The sequence below is a fragment of the Vibrio sp. 10N.261.51.A3 genome (assembly GCF_041471965.1).
Lineage (GTDB): Bacteria > Pseudomonadota > Gammaproteobacteria > Enterobacterales > Vibrionaceae > Vibrio > Vibrio crassostreae_C.
In genome coordinates, this window is record NZ_JBFRPK010000008.1 from 1 (window position 1) to 18,224 (window position 18,224).

The 18,224-nt window shown below is 44.7% G+C and carries 12 protein-coding genes; 5 read left to right on the plus strand and 7 right to left on the minus strand.

Annotated features, from left to right (window positions below):
• Window positions 1-339: 339 nt before the first annotated feature.
• Both AB4371_RS02720 and AB4371_RS02725 read left to right on the plus strand, forming a co-directional pair.
• Window positions 340-1,308: an alpha/beta fold hydrolase gene (locus AB4371_RS02720; RefSeq protein WP_136979036.1), complete on the plus strand. Its 969-nt coding sequence runs from the start codon at window positions 340-342 to the stop codon at window positions 1,306-1,308.
• A 148-nt stretch (window positions 1,309-1,456) separates the two neighbouring features.
• Window positions 1,457-1,648, plus strand: a complete 192-nt coding sequence (locus AB4371_RS02725) for a hypothetical protein (RefSeq protein WP_017072403.1) — start codon at window positions 1,457-1,459, stop codon at window positions 1,646-1,648.
• A gap of 330 nt (window positions 1,649-1,978) precedes the next feature.
• Here the strand turns inward: AB4371_RS02725 and AB4371_RS02730 are convergent, their stop codons facing one another.
• From AB4371_RS02730 to malT, 7 genes are all read right to left on the minus strand, one after another.
• Window positions 1,979-2,512 carry a DUF4136 domain-containing protein gene (locus AB4371_RS02730; RefSeq protein ID WP_372148840.1) on the minus strand — a complete coding sequence of 178 codons (534 nt, stop codon included), beginning with the start codon at window positions 2,510-2,512 and terminating at the stop codon, window positions 1,979-1,981.
• A 387-nt stretch (window positions 2,513-2,899) separates the two neighbouring features.
• Window positions 2,900-3,964 (minus strand): ribosome small subunit-dependent GTPase A, encoded by a 1,065-nt coding sequence (gene rsgA / locus AB4371_RS02735; RefSeq protein WP_017072405.1) that lies wholly within the window; start codon window positions 3,962-3,964, stop codon window positions 2,900-2,902.
• Window positions 3,965-4,433: 469 nt separating this feature from the next.
• Entirely contained in the window at window positions 4,434-4,892 is a 459-nt protein-coding gene (locus AB4371_RS02740) for a copper chaperone PCu(A)C (protein ID WP_017068936.1), read from the minus strand.
• Window positions 4,893-4,977: 85 nt separating this feature from the next.
• Window positions 4,978-5,574, minus strand: coding sequence for an SCO family protein (locus tag AB4371_RS02745; RefSeq protein WP_004732104.1), 597 nt, complete (start codon window positions 5,572-5,574; stop codon window positions 4,978-4,980).
• Entirely contained in the window at window positions 5,571-6,011 is a 441-nt protein-coding gene (locus tag AB4371_RS02750) for a hypothetical protein (RefSeq protein ID WP_372148843.1), read from the minus strand. Before AB4371_RS02750 ends, AB4371_RS02745 begins: the two co-directional genes overlap by 4 nt.
• A gap of 203 nt (window positions 6,012-6,214) precedes the next feature.
• Entirely contained in the window at window positions 6,215-7,135 is a 921-nt protein-coding gene (locus AB4371_RS02755; protein WP_017064236.1) for a DUF368 domain-containing protein, read from the minus strand.
• A 566-nt stretch (window positions 7,136-7,701) separates the two neighbouring features.
• Window positions 7,702-10,410, minus strand: coding sequence for an HTH-type transcriptional regulator MalT (gene malT / locus AB4371_RS02760; protein WP_017061867.1), 2,709 nt, complete (start codon window positions 10,408-10,410; stop codon window positions 7,702-7,704).
• A gap of 567 nt (window positions 10,411-10,977) precedes the next feature.
• Between malT and AB4371_RS02765 the strand changes: the two genes are divergently transcribed.
• The 3 genes from AB4371_RS02765 (at window position 10,978) to glgB (ending at window position 18,153) form a co-directional block, all read left to right on the plus strand.
• Window positions 10,978-13,431 (plus strand): glycogen/starch/alpha-glucan phosphorylase, encoded by a 2,454-nt coding sequence (locus AB4371_RS02765; RefSeq protein WP_372148845.1) that lies wholly within the window; start codon window positions 10,978-10,980, stop codon window positions 13,429-13,431.
• Between the two features lie 185 nt (window positions 13,432-13,616).
• Window positions 13,617-15,797, plus strand: a complete 2,181-nt coding sequence (gene malQ / locus AB4371_RS02770; protein ID WP_017067441.1) for a 4-alpha-glucanotransferase — start codon at window positions 13,617-13,619, stop codon at window positions 15,795-15,797.
• Between the two features lie 175 nt (window positions 15,798-15,972).
• Window positions 15,973-18,153, plus strand: coding sequence for a 1,4-alpha-glucan branching protein GlgB (gene glgB, locus AB4371_RS02775; protein ID WP_372148847.1), 2,181 nt, complete (start codon window positions 15,973-15,975; stop codon window positions 18,151-18,153).
• Window positions 18,154-18,224 lie beyond the last annotated feature (71 nt).

Genomic DNA, 18,224 nt, shown 5'->3' on the forward strand with positions numbered 1-18,224 from the left:
CTTAAGGTTCTGTCTATGATTTACCCTTATAAAGTAAGTTGTGTTGATAGTCATTGATCCATCCAAACCTCTGTGAATTAGGTCATAAACATAGCATAAATGACGTAATTTAACGAGTTTTAACAGACCCCAACGATGTTAGTTAACATCAAATATATCGGTAAAGTAGTGGCGATAATATTAGTAATAATGGTGTTAACTACAATTATTGATAGCTGTAAATACTGAGTTGAGTAAACCCCAATACTATTTTTTGAGAACCAGAAATAAATTGGATGGAAATTTTTAATCATGGTTTCAGCGTCTTTTAACTTCAGAGAATTAAATAGAAATTAATTAATGACACATACTCCTAAGATAGAAAAAATTAGCGTGTTTGATCGTATTAACGCATCGGCACTGATGTTATTGACTTCTGAATATAAAAGCTTGGAGCAGTTGCGAAGAAAAAACGACTATCCAATGTTCCCAACATTTGAAACGACACCATCCATGCCAATAAAGCGAACCAAGATAAATGGTGTCGATATTCGATACGCACATTCTGAAGCGATTGGTAAACCGACTCTTGTGATGCTTTCCCCTTTTCCTCAAAGCATTCTTGCGTATGCCCCTATTTGGACAGGGTTGGCTGAACACTACAACCTATATGCTTACGATATGCCTGGGTTCGGCGGCAGTGCGGGCGGGATTGAATACATGTCTTTCAAGGCTCAAGGCGACTTTTTAAAAGAATTCTTAAATCATTTGGATATTCAAGAACCACATTTATTGGGGCCTGACGTTGGTATGCCCGCGATCGTTTACTATGTGGGCACATATGACAATGATGTCAAAAGTTTATTGATAGGCGATGGCCCAGCAATTAATCCTTCGTCAAATGCAAGCGCCATCCGAAAAATGGTCGACTCATCGTTTTGGCGCACTGTTTTTAAAGTGACAGGGGCTGGCTCTTTAGTTCAAGGCTGTATCAAGGTTTGCTATACGAACTATCGCCCCAATCAAGAAGAGATTTCCGACTATATTGCTTCTTATCGCAATCGAATTCCTGCCGTCATGCAATGGTTTAAAGATTACCCAAAAAGTCTAGCAACGGTTGATCCATTGCTCGATAAAATAGAGTTACCCACTCAGATATTTTGGGGAGAAAACGATGCAATTCTTTACGTCGATAATGGAGAACGTTTAGCTAAACGCATGTCGAATGCTGAGTTAACAGTATTCAAAGACAGTGGTCATTTTTGTTATCAAGATAGGTACCAAGAGTTTTCGCTAATGGTGAAATATTGGATTGATAAGACGCAATAACAGTTAAATGATTGAGTAAATATGATTGAAATGGAACTACGAGAAGGTTCATGCTCAATAAAAGTGAATGTCGATTTATTGAGCGCCTTTCGAGCTTTTTACCACTTCTATCCTCATCCCTTACCTAAAACTAATCAAGGCATTGTAAATGCAGAAGCTAACCCTTTTAGCGCTAAGTTGTATTCTATTATTAGGTTGTTCTATTAATAAGGCAGCCGAAGAAAAAGACCACTTCGTTGATGATTATATCGAAATTAATAAACAAAATATTAAAGACTTACCTCAGTTGTTAAATGCTATCGCGTTTGAATATTCTAGGTTTGCTAATCAAGCTGAATAGCCGCTTTTGCCCTCGCTGACAATTATGTTTCACGATCCTGTTTTAGAGTCGAGTCTGGTACATAAAGAGCATTTGAGTACGTTAGGCATCCCCTTAAACGTCTCGCTATATATAGACGAAAATGGAGCTCCTAACGTGATTGGAGTGAAACTCGTCACTCGGACGTGAGTTACAGCGTTAGCTTTAAGGTTGAGGGTATATAACAATATGATGCAGCTTTGATCTATTGCATTAGTGGCTTTGGTGCCTTCTTCCTCTAATGCCTAGGCTTCCTCTATCTGCACATTCAATGGCCGATATTTGAAGAAGTTATCACCTAGAAGTTTTCAATCATTTGTACGAAGGGTACTGTTGAAACATTTCAGCGATCTCCTCGTAAATCAGCTCTTCACGTTCCTTAGAACTCATTGAGCGAGTCAATTTTCGGCTTGAATTCGCTGTCCATACAACGATGTTGGTTCTATCATCGATCAGTTCTACAACCAATTGTCCGTACGTCTGTCGGTGATAATTTTGTGGAGTGGACATTCCCCCACGGAAATTGTTCCAACCATAGCCAATACCAACTGACGAGCCGGAAGACACAAGTTCAGATGCTTGCTGAAGTTGGTAGCGGACGTATAGGTCGCCTCCGTCCTCTACAAATGAAACCCCTGTGCGGCTCATTTCTTTAATGATCGCACTTTCAATCCTGATTGAGTCGATACTAATCGGTATTTTGTTCTTCTCTTCTTTCGCAGCCCCGGGCGAGCTGAAATCATAGGTTTTATACATTGAGAAATCGGTTTGCTTTTCGAAGTCAGTATTTATTGTAGAGCAGGCAGCTAGAGGAAGCGTTAATAATATGGTGGTTAGACGAAGCATTTTCTATCTCCTTGGAAGGTGGTTTGAAATGAAATTTTCTTCTGAAGGTGATTATACTTGTCCGGTAATCGATACTTTATGTTCGTTATATTCAGTCAATCTGGTAGTAAAAGTGACGCGATTAATCGTATTTTAACTTTATTGTTCAAGGGGGAATTATATTGAACTGGATAAAGAGAAACATTAACGTGATGATTAACTCGCTAAGAAAAATTCCAACTATTATAAATGGTGAATTTTTACTTTCGGAAGCAGACGATATCTTAATATCCCTTGTTGATGAGGAAGGGAATTTGTAGATAAAGCCCCACGCGATTGACACGTGGGGCTCGGTGTTTCAGCTCAGCGTTGAGCGATTAACTCAGATTACCGTCAATATCCAACTGCTTAAGCTGAGCCTTTCTTAATATTGCGGCTTTCTGACTGTACGTTTCGGTACATTTTGGAAAGCTGCTTATTGTTAGCGCGTTGCTCTGCAAGAGAAGCGCCGTTTCTTGCTTGCTCTCTCAGTAGCTTTTGATAGTTAGTAAATCGTCTTTCAGACAGTTCACCACTCTCAATGGCAGCCCTTATCTTGCATCCCGGCTCTGATTCATGATGACAATCAGAGAAGCGGCAGTGCATTGCTAACTCTTCGACGTCTGAAAAAGTTTCACTCACGCCTTCAGCGCAGTCTGCAAGTTGTAGCTCTCGCATTCCTGGAGTGTCGAGAAGCAAGCCACCTGATGCGAGCAAGTGGAGTGATCGTGATGTGGTTGTATGACGACCTTTACTGTCGTCTTCACGAATACCACCAGTTGCCTGCGATGCTTCACCTAGCAATGAGTTAACCAAAGTCGACTTACCCACACCAGAAGAGCCCATTAGCGCGACGGTCTTGCCGATTTTACACCAAGGTGAAAGTACTTGGGTTGAGTCTTGATCTAGGCTGTTGACCGCTTCGATCATCAGCATCGGGTCTAAGCTTTGTACCTGTTGTACTTTGTCTTCGTAGTCGTCACACAAGTCTTTCTTCGTCAGGACGATAACCGCTTCAACTTGTGCTTCATTTGCGAGTGCCAGGTAGCGTTCAATGCGACTCAGATTAAAGTCGTTGTTCAATGAAACCACGATAAACACTGTGTCGATATTGGCTGAAATATATTGTTCAGCCACACGACTGCCCGCAGCTTTTCGGCTAAAGAGCGATTGGCGTTCTAGTAAGCGATCGAATTGCAGTTCAGAGTTCAATATTACCCAGTCGCCAACGGTCATTGCCGGTTGGTTTTGGTGGATGGGTAGAACAATTTCACCTTGCTCTGACGCTAATGTATAGCCATTGCGGTGATGTGCGACGATACGAGCAATGACGGAGTGATCATAGTCTTCGAGTGTCAGTTGTTGTTGGAATACAGGTTGCCATCCAAGTTGTTGAAGTGACATTGGATGAGAAAATGCGTTTTGTGAATTCATGTCTATTTACCCAGACGTGCGAGCTTTCTTTTCTTGTGAGAGCATTAACGTCTTGTAAGATCTCAGGTTGTCGATGAGATCGAAAAGCGTTGGTCAGTTCAAAAAGCGTCGAGACGTCAAAAATGTTTGAGCTTGGGTCGAATTCAAAATCGATAGGACCCCGGATTTGAGTCATGCTTTACAGGCATGCAGATATTGATCACTTACGATCAACAGTAAACCGGGTAAAAGTGTGCGGTAGCCAGCTGATGGCTTAATGTTGGTAGTTCGAGATTAAAGTTTGATTAACCAAACAAATTAACGCGTTACTTTTACTGCCAGTTTTAGTGTTTTCATTACAATCATCTTCTATTCTCCTTGGTTTATTAATGTGTTCAGGCTTTGAATAAAAAGCGCGCTCAGTTTAACAAAAAGCCACGATGGCGAGAAGTCATCGTGGCTTAAATTATTTTATCAATTGTGAATACGATTAATGATGGTCGTGGTTCATCTTCTTCATGCCGCTCATCACTTTCTTAACCGGGGCATCGAAGGTCTGCGTTTCACCATTGGCGAAAGTCAGAGTCATCTCGATTTGCTCACCTTCTTTTAGGCTACTTTTTAGGTCGAACAACATGATGTGTAGGCTACCAGGTTTAAGTACCGCTTCACCGTTTGCAGGGATGGTGATCTCTTGAACTTGGCGCATTTTCATAACATCGCCATCCATGATTACATCATGAAGTTCTACTTTACCTGCTGCAGGTGTTGTTGCAGAAACAATAGCGCGATCTTTATCGCTGTGGTTCATCAGAGTCGTGAACACCGCGCTGTTCACTGCTGAAGGCGGGGTTGCACGAGCGTACGCGTCATGAACCATAATATCGCTACTAGCCTGAGCAAAAGGGGTGAGCAATAAGCCTGCTAGAGCAAGTGCTTTTAACTTCATGTTGTTGTCCTTAATTTTTATGTTTTTGGTCTGGGACCTGACTTTTTGTTCGAACTTTATTAGTTAAGTTCTTTGTTTTTACGTTTTACTGCGTCAGCTTGTTGATAGCCTCAACAATTGGTGCTGGCGTTAACGTATGCGGCACTTTGGTAATCAAGGTACCGTCGGGCTTTAAAAAATAAAAATATGAGCTGTGGTCAAGGGTGTATTCCAACTCTGAACCTTCCAGCTTGGTCTTTCTGAAAATAACACCGTAGTTGTGTGCAAGCGTGGTTGTCACATCCAAAGGACCACTTAATCCTTCCATCATTGGGTGGAAGTATTGTGCGTATTCGTATGAGGCCTCTGCTGCATCACGCTCAGGGTCGAGAGAGACAAACATCGGGCGAATCTTGGCTTTTGCTTCATCAGAGACTTGGTTAAGTGCTCCGGCCAACATAGCCAAAGAAGTGGGGCACACATCTGGGCAGCGTGTGAAACCGAAGTAAACGATACGAATTCTGTCATCGGTTTGGTCAAAGATTTCCGTTGGTTGGTTGTCTTTGCCGAAAAGAGTCGTTGCGGAGAACTCTTGTTTTGCAGCGTGTTGTTCTTGAACTTCGTTTTGCCCATCAAGATAGCTTTTGACACCAAAGCCAAGTACAAAAGCGACAACCAATGCTAACGACCAATTTCTACTCATCTTGCCATCCTTATTGCAGGTTTTACGGTTTCAACACCATCGGTGAGCTCACCAAGCCAAGTCATGTGATCCATGGTACACACGGGTAAAATGACATCACCTTCATAGATGTTGTTACCAGTATTTTTTAATTGGAAACGTGCTGAGCCCATTTCCATCTCTAAACCGGTCAGCGATAGCATCAAGGTTTCAGAGGCCGCGCCTTCCCACACCACTTTGATTTTTGTTGGGACTAGAGGTTGAGCTGTTTCATGCTCAAGGGTCATAGCAACGCTGTCTTGCTCACACGATGTTGTTGAAAGCATGCAGTAGTCATCTAAGTTGACGTCAGGAGAGTGGCTCTCTACTACCGATTTAAATTGCTCGACTGCCTGTGGTCCATAAAAGCCAGCGACCAGCGCAATACCGAGCGCAGCAACCTTTAATGCTGGGTGCATGTCGTGTTCTCATTTGATTTTATAAGAACGGCGATGGTATCACACCACTCAATACGTGCTTGTATCAAAAAGCAATTTTGTGCGTATGGTAGAACTAAAAAAGCGAAGCCATTGGCTTCGCTTTTGTCTGTTTAATAGATATGTGAGCTTAGTATTTCTAAGTTCTATCCATTCTGAACATGTTCCAGAAATACGTTGAATGATTAGTCAGCGTTACGCTCTGCGAACTTCTCCAGGCCTAAAACCAATGCAATCGCAGCAAACATCATCACAATCGCCATGACCAACTGAGAAGGCTGAGAGGTTACCGCTTCAAAATCAAACGGTGATAGGTTTTCTTGAATCAGAGGAACTTGTTCACCTTTTGAGTTTGTGCGCCAGCTGATGGTCTCTTTCCAAGGCCAGATCTTAGGCAGCGTACCGATCATCAAACCGGTTAAGAATACCAATGTGAAGTCGCGGAATGAACGCAATAGCCAAGACAGTACATGTGAGAAAGTCAGCAGTCCGATCACACAGCCCGCAAGGAATAGCGCAAGTACATCGACTTGAAATGATTTAACGGCGCCAAGCACGGGGCCATACATGCCAATCAGGAGCAGAATAAAGCTGCCTGAAATACCGGGTAAAATCATCGCGCAGATAGCAATCGCACCCGCAATCAATACGTTGATGCTGGTTGGCTCCATTTGCAGCGGCTTAAGCACGGTAATGCTATAAGCGAAAGCAACGCCAAGCAGCAAAAACACGAAGCGAATCATATCGCGTTTCTCTACTTGCTTAAGAATATGGAAAACCGACACCAAGATCAGGCCGAAGAAGAAAGACCACAGTGGAACAGGGTGGGTGACTAATAACCAAGAAATCAATTTTGCGAATGTCGCAATGCTCGTGAATACGCCCGCGAACAGTGAAATTAGGAAGAAACCATTGATGTGATTAAACGCGGCTTTGAAGCCTTCGCGTTTCCATAAGCCAAGTACGCTAGGGTTAATTCTGCGAATGCTTTCTAGCAGCGTATCGTAGATACCAGTGATGAATGCGATGGTTCCGCCCGACACGCCAGGAACAACGTCTGCTGCGCCCATAGCCATGCCTTTGAAAAAAGTACTTAAGTAGTTCATTGCTTCATAGAGTTGAGGATGATTTTGTGCAGTATACAAACTTTAGTGTAAAAAAAGTATGAATATGCTTTTGGGGAAGGGCTTTTATTACTCTATTAATTGTAAGGCAATAAGTTGAAGTGAATATTTGCCTAACATTTAGATAACAACCACTTAGTGATTTGTCATTAAGAGCAGCGATGAAACTGATCTCTTATCGATATTGCATCTTGGTTGCATTATGCAAATGCACTTTGCAATTCTCATGATGAATTCATGGTTTTTATGCGATGCAGGGTTTATAAAACGTCGAATAAAAGTTGGCACGCTAACTGCATTAGATACATTGACCCTTCTTAAGCCGAGGGTCACCTAGCCAACTGACGTTGTTAGTGAACTTATGATTTGTTCACAAATATATAGAGCCAATCGCGATTATTGCGGTTGGCTATTTTTTTGCCTGTCGTTTGGTAAGTTGCTATTTTCCCATGTTCCAAGCAAAAAAAAGCTAGCCACCATTGGCGACTAGCTTAAACTTTTCTCGAATCTCGAATCTCGAATCTCGAATCTCGAATCTCGAACCCGCTTTAGTATCCCATCAACTGCAGCAAGTTCTCCGCTGTGCTGATTGCTTCTTTACGGTTAGCGATGTTGAGCTTTTGGTAAAGGTTACGGATGTGAGTCTTGATTGTGGTACCCGCTACATCGAGTTCTTGAGCGATCTGCTCATTACTGAATCCTGAGTAGATCAGACCAAGTACTTGCCATTCACGCTGGGTGAGTGGGCTAGTACGCACAAGCTCAGGAATGTTCGGGTGATTAACCAAGTTCTCAACAAAGTCTTCATCGAAGTGAACCGAGCGGCTGCGTTGGGTCGCGGAAATATCTTTCATGATTTGTTGTGCGCGGTGACGTTCTAAATCACCTAAGCCTGGCTTGTTGCTCAACTTATCCAAGATATGCCCGATAGTCCCACCGTCTACCAAGAAGTTACCGACCATACCGGTTTGGTTAGTCATATGAAGCGCTTCTTCGAGTAGTATTCGTGCGCTGTCTTCATCGTTAATTTGTGTACGTAACACGGCTTCAACGATCAAGTTGCGGTTGGTGTCTGTAATCAGGTGCGAACGCTGGGCTTCACTCTTAAGGAAGGTCAGCGCTTCTTCTGCGTCTTCATACTGCTCAAGGATGATGTGAGCACGAACGATGTTTCGCCACTGAAGTTGGCAGAAGTGGTTACTTGCCGATTCAGGTCGAACAGCCACACTCAGCCAATCACGGATAGCTTCTTTATCGCCTTTTACTTGCCAGAACAGAATCAAAGAAAGAGAAGCATTTGCCGTCCAATCTACGTGGTAAGTCGATTGACGCAATAGGTGCTGAATCTGGTCGATAAATTTCGACGCTTTATCAATCTCACCACGGCTCAATGAAATACGAGCCAACATAGAATAGCTGTGCAGGTGTTTACTCGGAGAGTGGTGACCAAGGATATCTAAGCCTTTGTAGCAACACTCTTCCGCTTCATCTAGTCGGTTCCAACACCAGAAGATCTGAGCGCGAACACGCAGCAAGAATTCGTGCAGAGGTACGTATTGCAGCTGATGTTCTTCAATCAATTTGAATGCACTGTCTTGTAGCTCAAATGCAGCTTGAACATAACCTTGAGCAATCAAGATTTCGCTTTGTTGCAGAATCGCCCACAGGGCCTGATGGTAAACCTGATACTGACGTGCCAGTTTTTCTGTTTGTTGCATCATCGGTAGCGCACGGCTTAGGTTACCCATTACGTGATTCACTTCGCCCACAACCGAGGTTGCGACAATGCGGCTACGATAAACGGTGGTGTTCAACTGACTCAACGAAAGCTCAGCCAATTCCAATGCTTTCTCAGGCTCATTGCTGTTGATGGCAACTTGTGCGCGTAAGGCGTTGTATTGGCCTTGCTGCTGAGTATCGAGTTCAATGTTTCGCGCTTGATATTGAGTCTCAGCCTCTTCCAACAAAGTACCCACTTGGTCATAACGGTGCTGACTTTGTGCAAGCCAAGCGCGCAACATCGAAAGCTTTGGCTCACTGTATAGTTGATCTGTGGTTAGCTGTTTGATCGCCATTTCTAATGACGAAAGCTCACCTTGGTTGAACATCGGCCAACCGTGCTCAGTCAGGATTTGAATGATCAGTTCTGGATCTTCAGCACGCTGTGCGTGACGTAGTGCTTGGTGTGGTGTGTTTTGCTTGATCCACGCTTTTGCAGCACTTCGATGCAGTTCAGCTTCTTGCTGAGGAATTCGAGCTTGGCGCTCATGTGCGAGGAATTCACCAAACAAGTTATGGAAGCGATACCAGTTCTTTTCACCTTCAAGCGGGTAGATGAACAAACCAAAACGGTTGAGTGATTCGATCATACCTAACGCATCTTCACGCTGTGTAAGTGCACACACAAGCTCATCGTTGAAGTGATCAAGCACAGAACATTGCATCAAGAACTGTCGGGTTTCTTTGTCTAGCAGGTCGAATACTTCTTCAACCAAGTAGTCCCAAAGATGGGCGTGGTTAAAGTGAGAGAATGACTCTGCGGACTGTGCAAGAGTGCGTTTTTGGTGTTGTGCTTGTAGCGCGATAAGTTGTAGTGCAGAAGGCCAACCTTCTACATAACTACAAATGCTATCTGCCGTGGTGTCATCAATGCCGTCGGCTACGCGTTGGTTGAAAAAGCGTGTGGTTTCTTCGGTATCAAACGCCAACGAGTCATTACCTAATTCGATCATTAAGTCACGAACGCGCAGGTTTGCTGTACCAAGTGGTGGCGTACCACGACTGGTGACAACCAACGTTAGGTTATCGGGCATGTGTTTGAGGAAGAAGCGCATGGCTTCGTGGATGTCGTCATTGTTGACCAAGTGATAGTCATCCAACACCAGAAAGCACTCGTGATGGAATTCCGACATCTCGGCAAATACTTCACTTAATAAAGAATGCAGCGATGAAAACTGTCGCTTTTCTGCCAGTTTTTGGGCATTCGGACAGGCATTTTGAGTCGCTTTATTAAGTGATTGAAGTAGGTAGTTGATAAAGCGGAAGGCATCATTGTCGCTATCATCAATGCTGTACCAACCCACATTAGGTTTATCTACCAACCATTGTGCAGCCATGGTGGTTTTGCCGTAGCCCGCTGGAGAGCGGAACAACACAAGCTTATAGCAATCTGCATTGTGAAGCAGATCGAGAACCCTAGGTCGTAGGATTGCATTATGTAAGCGGCCGGGACGAGTCAGTTTCGAAGGGATCCACATATCGAAGTTTTACACCTATTCCGTGGCTATGTTCTGGAATATCCCAATCTATCGTTGAGTGCACTCCAATGACATGAGCCTAATTACTTAAGTCTTTACTCATATTACGTGAAGCCAAACGTTACCGACTACGATCCTCCTCAGAAACCTTGCACTCCTGCATGTTTTTGGGTGTCTACGCCCTTTATTTGAGACTTTGCTCACGTTGCGGGTTGGTTTGTGAATGTGACTTCGTTCATCCCTACACGGGAATCAATGCAAAAGATGAGAGTTGGAAATTATTTTCGTGATCTGAAACTCAGATTTGGCAATGACTTTAAATGGGTTAAATAAAAGTCACATCAATTGAAGTTAAGTTATCGAACGGGAGCTTGTGATCTTAGTCACTCCAAGTTTTTGTTCGCAGTCAGAACATGAGAGTCAGATCACTAACCCTAAGTCGGTACGCCCCCTACGCCCTCCCATCTACTCCTAGTCAGTTGCATTAGCGGGAGGATGTTTAGTTTATGGTGACCATGCACGATATGTCACAGATGAATTAGAACTATTAAAAGCGAGATTTCTGAAATGAAACCAACTCAGCAAAAAACTTTCGATAAAGTGTCATTCCAAGAGAGTGTTAAGAAACATTTATCTGCAACCTACGCAACAACGATTGAAAACGCAGATAGCCGCGCATGGTACCTAGCAATGGGGCGTGCGCTAGCAGAACTCACAACATTTGATCTGTTAGAAACTGAAAATGACGAAAAAATTAAGAACGCGAAGAGCGTTAACTACCTATCACTTGAGTTTTTGATTGGCCGTCTAACAGGTAACAACCTGATCAGCATGGGTCTATACGAACAGATCACTCATGCAATGGAAGAGCTAGGTCAAAACCTAACTGACCTTCTAGAAGAAGAACGTGACCCATCACTAGGTAATGGTGGTCTTGGTCGTCTAGCTGCTTGTTTCATGGATTCTTGTGCCGCTCAAGAATACCCAACAGTAGGCTACGGTCTTCACTACGAATACGGTTTATTCAAGCAGTCTTTCCAAGACGGTCGCCAACAAGAAGCACCTGACGCATGGCGCGGTGTTGAAGGTTACCCATGGGAAGTGGCTCGTCCAGAACTAGCACAACACATTGGTTTTTACGGTCATGTAGAAGTTGAATTCATCGACGGTAAAGAAGTACGTACTTGGGTTCCAGGTATGGAAGTGAAAGCAATGCCTTGGGATCTACCTATCGTAGGTTACGAGTCAAGCACGGTTTACCCACTGCGCCTTTGGGAATGTCAGGCAATTGCACCATTCTCACTAGCAAGCTTCAACAACGGTGATTACTTCGAAGCGCAACACTCGCTAATCGATGCAGGTAACATCACTAAGGTTCTTTACCCGAACGATAACCACGAGAAAGGTAAGACACTGCGTCTAATGCAGCAGTACTTCCATTCAGCAGCATCGGTTCGCGATATTCTACGTCGCCACGAAGCAGCAGGTTTCTCTCTAGAAGATCTGCCTAAGCAAGAAACGATTCAGCTGAACGATACACACCCAACGATCGCGATTCCTGAGCTAATGCGCATCCTGATTGACGAGAAAGGTCTATCTTGGGATCAAGCATGGGAAATCAGTGCTCACACGTTCGCTTACACGAACCACACACTACTTCCAGAAGCGCTAGAGACTTGGTCTGAATCACTGATCAATCGTCTTCTTCCACGTCACATGGAAATCATCTTTGAAATCAACCACCGCTTCATGCAAGAAGTTCGCAAGATGTGGCCTGGTGACGGTGAGAAGCAAGCGAAGCTTTCTATCATCCAAGAAGGTTTCCACCGCATGGTTCGCATGGCAAACCTATGTGTGATTGGTTCTTACAAAGTAAACGGTGTAGCTGCGCTTCACTCACAACTGGTTAAGAAAGACTTGTTCCCTGAGTTCAACGAAATCTTCCCAGGTAAACTGACTAACGTAACGAACGGCATCACGCCACGTCGTTGGTTGAAGTTCTGTAACCCAGGTCTATCTACGCTAATCACGGGTAAGATCGGCACTGAATGGCCAGCAAAACTTGAGCAGCTAGAAGGCATCGCTAAGTTTGCAACAGACGCGAAATTCCAAAAAGAATTCATGGCTGTTAAGAAAGAAAACAAACAGCGCCTAGCTGATTGGGTTCAAGAGAACATGGGTATCGAGCTAGATACTAACGCTATCTTTGACGTTCAAATCAAACGTCTTCACGAATACAAGCGTCAGCACCTAGATTTGCTACACATTCTATCTCTGTACCACCGTATTCTTAACGAACCTGGTTTCGAGTGTGAGCCACGCGTATGTTTCTTCGCAGCGAAAGCAGCACCGGGTTACCGCCTAGCGAAAGAGATCATCTTCGCGGTTAACAAGATTGCAGAGAAGATCAACAACGACCCTCGCATCGGTAACAAACTGAAAGTGGTATTCATTCCTGACTACCGTGTAAGCATGGCTGAAATCATCATCCCTGCAGCAGACGTTTCTCAGCAAATCTCACTAGCGGGTAAAGAAGCATCTGGTACGGGCAACATGAAGATGGCTCTAAACGGCGCGCTAACTATCGGTACGATGGATGGTGCAAACGTTGAGATTCGTGAAGAAGTGGGTGATGAAAACATCTACATCTTCGGCCTAGACGTTGATGGTGTTCAAGCTCTGAAAGCTCAAGGCTACAACCCATACGACTACTACAATGCAGACCCACTACTGAAAGCATCTCTAGACCTACTGACTGGCGATGAGTTCACTCCAGGTCAACCAGGCCTTCTACGTGCAACGTTTGATAGCCTGCTAGACGGTGGTGACCCTTACCTATGTCTTGCTGACTTCGCATCTTACGTGAAAGCGCACGAAGACATGGGCACGCAATACAAAGACCAAGCAGGTTGGGCTAAGAAAGCAATTCTTAACACAGCATTGGTTGGTAAGTTCACATCAGACCGCTCTATCCGCGACTACGTGAACAACATCTGGAAACTTGAAGCGGTTAACCGTTAATACTTCCAAAGTAGCCAAGGCAGTTTCTGCCTTGGCTCAATTAGCTTGTGAGCAAACGAAAGGCTTAAAGGTTTCGTTTATAAACAAGCTGCTTACAAACCGATTGTCACAAGCTAATTGATTAGTAAAAATTAAATTAACAACCCTACAAAATAGAAAGCGTCAGAACGTTTTCGGAGAGAGCGATGAAAGAACAGACCGTATTAAAACAAGTCGCAGAAATGGCAAACATTGCCGACAGTTACGTTAGTGCGTGGGGCGATGAAGCACAAGTATCAGACGAGACGATCACGTCTCTATTGGCTTCGTTGGGCTACGATACAAGCAGCGATGATGCACTGCTTAAGTCAGCAGAAAGAAAACACAAAAAAGATGTACTAGACCCAGTTCTTGTCTTGCGTGACGGTGAGCCAGTAGAAGTGGCGCTTAATCTAGGTGTAAGTGCTCGTGAAAGTGAGTTCAGCTGGCGCTTAGAAACCGAGCAAGGAGAGGTACTTGAAGGCTATCTTCAATCTCAAGTCATTCGTGACGAGCGTGCCGAGGGTGGCCCTTTAGTGTTTGCATTGCCAAGTGATTTGGCATGGGGTTATCACAAGCTCATTGTGAGCCGTAAGCGCCGTAAGAAGCCTTACGAGATGACACTGATTATTACGCCAAAAGCGTGTTTCAAGCAGTCACCAATCGAGCAAGGCAAAAAGCTTTGGGGACCCAGTGTTCAACTTTATACCCTAAGAACTCAGCATAACTGGGGTATTGGTGATTTCGGAGACCTAAAACAGCTTGTTGCGGATATCGCTTCTCGTGGTGGTGACTTCGTTGGTCTAAACCCAATTCACTCATTGTTCCCTGCGAACCCTGAAGGTGCGAGCCCATATAGCCCATCTTCTCGTCGCTGGTTGAACATCTTATACATTGATGTGAGTTCAGTTCCTGAATTTGCACTAAGTGCAGAAGCACAACAAACAGTCGGCAGCGCAGAGTTCCAACAGCGTCTACAAAAAGCGCGTGAAGCACACTGGGTAAACTACACCGAAGTGTCTGAGCTTAAGATGAGCATCTTGCCTCTGCTATTCGCAGAATTTAAGACTCGTCATCTAGACAAAAACAGCGACCGTGCACAAGCGTTCTTAGCCTTCGTAGAAGAGGGTGGCGATAGCCTGATGCATCAAGCGGCGTTTGATGCTCTACATGGTGAACTGCATGCAGAAGATTCTGGCATGTGGGGATGGCCGGTATTCCCTGAGAAGTACCGTACATTCGACAGCCCAGCGACACAGAAATACATCAAAGAGAACTTAGAAAACGTTCATCTGTACATGTACCTGCAATGGCTAGCAGATTGCCAGATCAACGATGCACAGTCTCTTGCAGAAGAGAAGGGCATGGCTGTTGGCCTGTACCGTGACTTAGCGGTAGGTGTTGCAGATTCAGGCAGCGAGACTTGGGCTGACGAAGGCAACCTAGTGATGGATGCGAGCATTGGTGCTCCACCTGATATTCTTGGTCCTTTGGGTCAGAACTGGGGTCTACCTCCGTTAAACCCAGAAGTGCTTCAAGAAACAAGCTACGACGCTTACATCAAGCTACTTCGTGCGAACATGAAGCACTGTGGTGCACTGCGTATCGACCACGTTTTAGGTCTACTGCGCTTGTGGTGGATTCCAAAGGGTGAGAACGCAACTAAGGGCGCGTACATCTACTACCCAGTACAAGATATGCTGTCTATTCTGGCGCTTGAATCTCACCGTTACCAATGTAGCGTTATCGGTGAAGATTTAGGTACGGTACCGGATGAGATTGTCGACATCCTTGCAGATGCTGGTGTGCATTCTTACAAAGTGTTCTTCTTCGAAACATCAGAAGACGACGGTGGTTTCATCTCACCAAAACACTACGCATCACAATCGATGGCGGCGCTGTGTACTCACGATATGCCAACGCTTCGCGGCTTTTGGCACTGTGATGACCTAAAAATGGGCCAAGAGATTGGCTTATACCCAGATGCAGAACAATTAGAAACCTTGTTCGATGACCGCCTAGAGTGCAAGCAAGGTATCTTAGATTCAGTAGCATGGCATGGTTTCCTACCAGAAGGTGTGGGCCGCGATGCGAGCCAAGTACCGATGGACTCTTACCTTGCTGAGGCACTTCAACTGCACGTAGCGGCTGGTGGTTCAACACTACTGAGCGTTCAGCTAGAAGATTGGCTAGAGATGGACAAGCCAGTAAACATTCCTGGCACGGTTGATGAATACCCTAACTGGCGTCGTAAACTATCAATGAACTTGGACGAAATATTTGCTCACGAAGGCGTTAATCGTATCGCTTCTAAGCTGACTGACGTTCGAGAAAAAGCAGGTAAGTAATGATATTGAGTGACTTGAAATTAGGTGGTTTTTTGCTTACGCCGTACGAAACTACAACCTCGGTCACTCAATAATGAATGCTCATCTGGTAGAATAAACCGTCGTTATATTGCCCGCACTAATAGCGGGCATTTTTGTATTATGTTTTTTGGATGTTTGGTTAGGGAGAAACGTTTTGGAACTAAGTTCGATTTCAAAGCAAAAACAAATATATACCCAACTATCACAGGCTTGTTTCACAGACCCATTCGCGTTTTTAGGGCCATACCTACCTTCTGAGCAAGGTGCATTACGTGTGTGGATTCCTGGGGCAGATAAAGTCGAGTTGATTGTTGGAAAGGAACCTCGTATTGAGTTAGCGCGAGAGGGTGAAAGTGGTTTCATTCTTAAGCAAGAGAGAGACTTACGTTTCACTCACTATAAGCTTGCGGTTGATTGGGCTGGCGTAGAACAGATCATTGATGATCCGTATCAGTACCACGATCTATATGCGAGTTATGAAGATCTTCATACACCGAAAGATATGTATCATCACATGGGGGCTCAGTTTATTACGCTAGAGCGTGATGGACAGACGATTTCAGGTACGCGTTTCTTGGTGTACGCACCGCATGCAACTGCGGCAAGCTTGGTGGGTAACTTCAACGCTTGGGATGGTCGCCGCCACCCAATGCAACGCCTAGATTACGGTATGTGGGGCTTATTCATTCCTGAACTGGAAGAAGGCGCTCAATACAAGTTTGAATTAAAAGGACCAAATGGCGAAGGCTTACCACACAAAGCTGACCCATGGGGTTTCTACTCTGAGCAATACCCATCGTTCTCATCTGTAACTTACGATCACGCTCGTTACCAGTGGCAAGATACTCAATGGCAAAATCGCCCGGTAACGCAAAAGCGCAAAGAAGCGCTTTCGTTCTATGAATTGCATGCAGGTTCTTGGAAGCGTAACGCTGAAGGTGAATTCTTAAATTATCGCGAGCTTGCGGCAGAGCTGATCCCATACCTAACGGATCTTGGCTACACGCACGTTGAACTAATGCCAGTTTCAGAACATCCATTCTACGGTTCTTGGGGCTATCAGCCTGTTGGTCTTTTTGCACCGACTAGCCGTTTTGGCTCTCCAGATGATTTCAAATACTTCGTCGATCAATGTCACCAAGCGGGTCTTGGCGTTGTTCTGGACTGGGTTCCTGCTCACTTCCCAAGTGATGATCACGGCCTAGCAAACTTCGATGGTACGCCATTATTCCATGATCCAGATCCACGTCGTGGTTGGCATCAAGATTGGAACTCGTACATTTACGATTTAGGCAAAGAGCATGTTCGTCGTTTCTTAGTTTCTAATGCACTGTACTGGTTCGAGCAATTCCACATTGATGGCATCCGTGTTGATGCGGTTGCTTCGATGTTGTACCTCGACTATTCGCGTAGCCATGACCAATGGATCCCGAATGCGGATGGCGGCAACGAAAACTACGACGCTATCGCAACCCTTAAGTGGATGAACGAAGAAGTGTATAAACACTTTCCGAATGCGATGACGATTGCTGAAGAATCAACGGCTTTCCCTGGTGTTTCAGCACCGACTTTTATGGGCGGCTTAGGCTTTGGCTTTAAGTGGAACATGGGTTGGATGCACGACAGCTTGTCTTACATTCAAGAAGACCCAATCAACCGTAAATATCACCACGATACGATTACCTTCCCACTGGTTTACGCACACAGTGAGAATTATGTATTGTCTCTGTCTCACGATGAGGTGGTTTACGGTAAAGGTTCTATCCACAACAAGATGCCTGGTGATGAATGGCAGCAAACGGCAAACCTACGTGCTTATATGGGTTACATGTATGCGCAACCAGGTAAGAAGCTGAACTTCATGGGTGCAGAATTTGGTCAGACGGCTGAATGGAACCATGACGACCAGCTGCAATGGTTTTTGCTGGATTACGAGCGTCATCAAGGTGTTCAGCGTTTAACGAAAGACCTGAACAATCTGTACCGCTCTGAAGCTGCAATGCACGATCTTGATTTTGATCCGAAAGGCTTTGAATGGCGTCTACAGGACTCTGCTCAAGCGAGCATCTTAGCTCATGAGCGTATCAGTGAATCAGGCGAGCGTGTATTGGTGGTTTCTAACTTTACCCCCGTTCCTCATGAGCACTTCCGCTTAGGTGTTCCAGCACAAGGTCAGTACTCTTTGTTATTGAATACAGACTCTGCGGATTATGCAGGCAGTGGCTTTGAAGTGAAGCCGGTTGCTGAGGTTGAATCAGTAGAAAGCGAAGGCTTAGACACATCGATTGAGCTGCGTTTACCACCGTTATCGACCGTTTTTTACAAGCTAAATTAGGTCTATTAGTTGAAGTAAGCGATAACTAAAAAGAAAATGGGAGCCGAAAGGCTCCCATTTTTGTATTTATA

Bases quoted from the DNA above. Each gene is read 5' to 3' on its own strand.
- AB4371_RS02740 (WP_017068936.1), bottom strand. From the start codon at position 4,892: ATGAAGTTAAAAGCACTTGCTCTAGCAGGCTTATTGCTCACCCCTTTT.
- AB4371_RS02725 (WP_017072403.1), top strand. From the start codon at position 1,457: ATGCAGAAGCTAACCCTTTTAGCGCTAAGTTGTATTCTATTATTAGGT.
- AB4371_RS02750 (WP_372148843.1), bottom strand. From the start codon at position 6,011: ATGCACCCAGCATTAAAGGTTGCTGCGCTCGGTATTGCGCTGGTCGCT.
- AB4371_RS02730 (WP_372148840.1), bottom strand. From the start codon at position 2,512: ATGCTTCGTCTAACCACCATATTATTAACGCTTCCTCTAGCTGCCTGC.
- rsgA (WP_017072405.1), bottom strand. From the start codon at position 3,964: ATGAATTCACAAAACGCATTTTCTCATCCAATGTCACTTCAACAACTT.
- AB4371_RS02765 (WP_372148845.1), top strand. From the start codon at position 10,978: ATGAAACCAACTCAGCAAAAAACTTTCGATAAAGTGTCATTCCAAGAG.
- malT (WP_017061867.1), bottom strand. From the start codon at position 10,410: ATGTGGATCCCTTCGAAACTGACTCGTCCCGGCCGCTTACATAATGCA.
- AB4371_RS02745 (WP_004732104.1), bottom strand. From the start codon at position 5,574: ATGAGTAGAAATTGGTCGTTAGCATTGGTTGTCGCTTTTGTACTTGGC.
- AB4371_RS02720 (WP_136979036.1), top strand. From the start codon at position 340: ATGACACATACTCCTAAGATAGAAAAAATTAGCGTGTTTGATCGTATT.
- AB4371_RS02755 (WP_017064236.1), bottom strand. From the start codon at position 7,135: ATGAACTACTTAAGTACTTTTTTCAAAGGCATGGCTATGGGCGCAGCA.
- malQ (WP_017067441.1), top strand. From the start codon at position 13,617: ATGAAAGAACAGACCGTATTAAAACAAGTCGCAGAAATGGCAAACATT.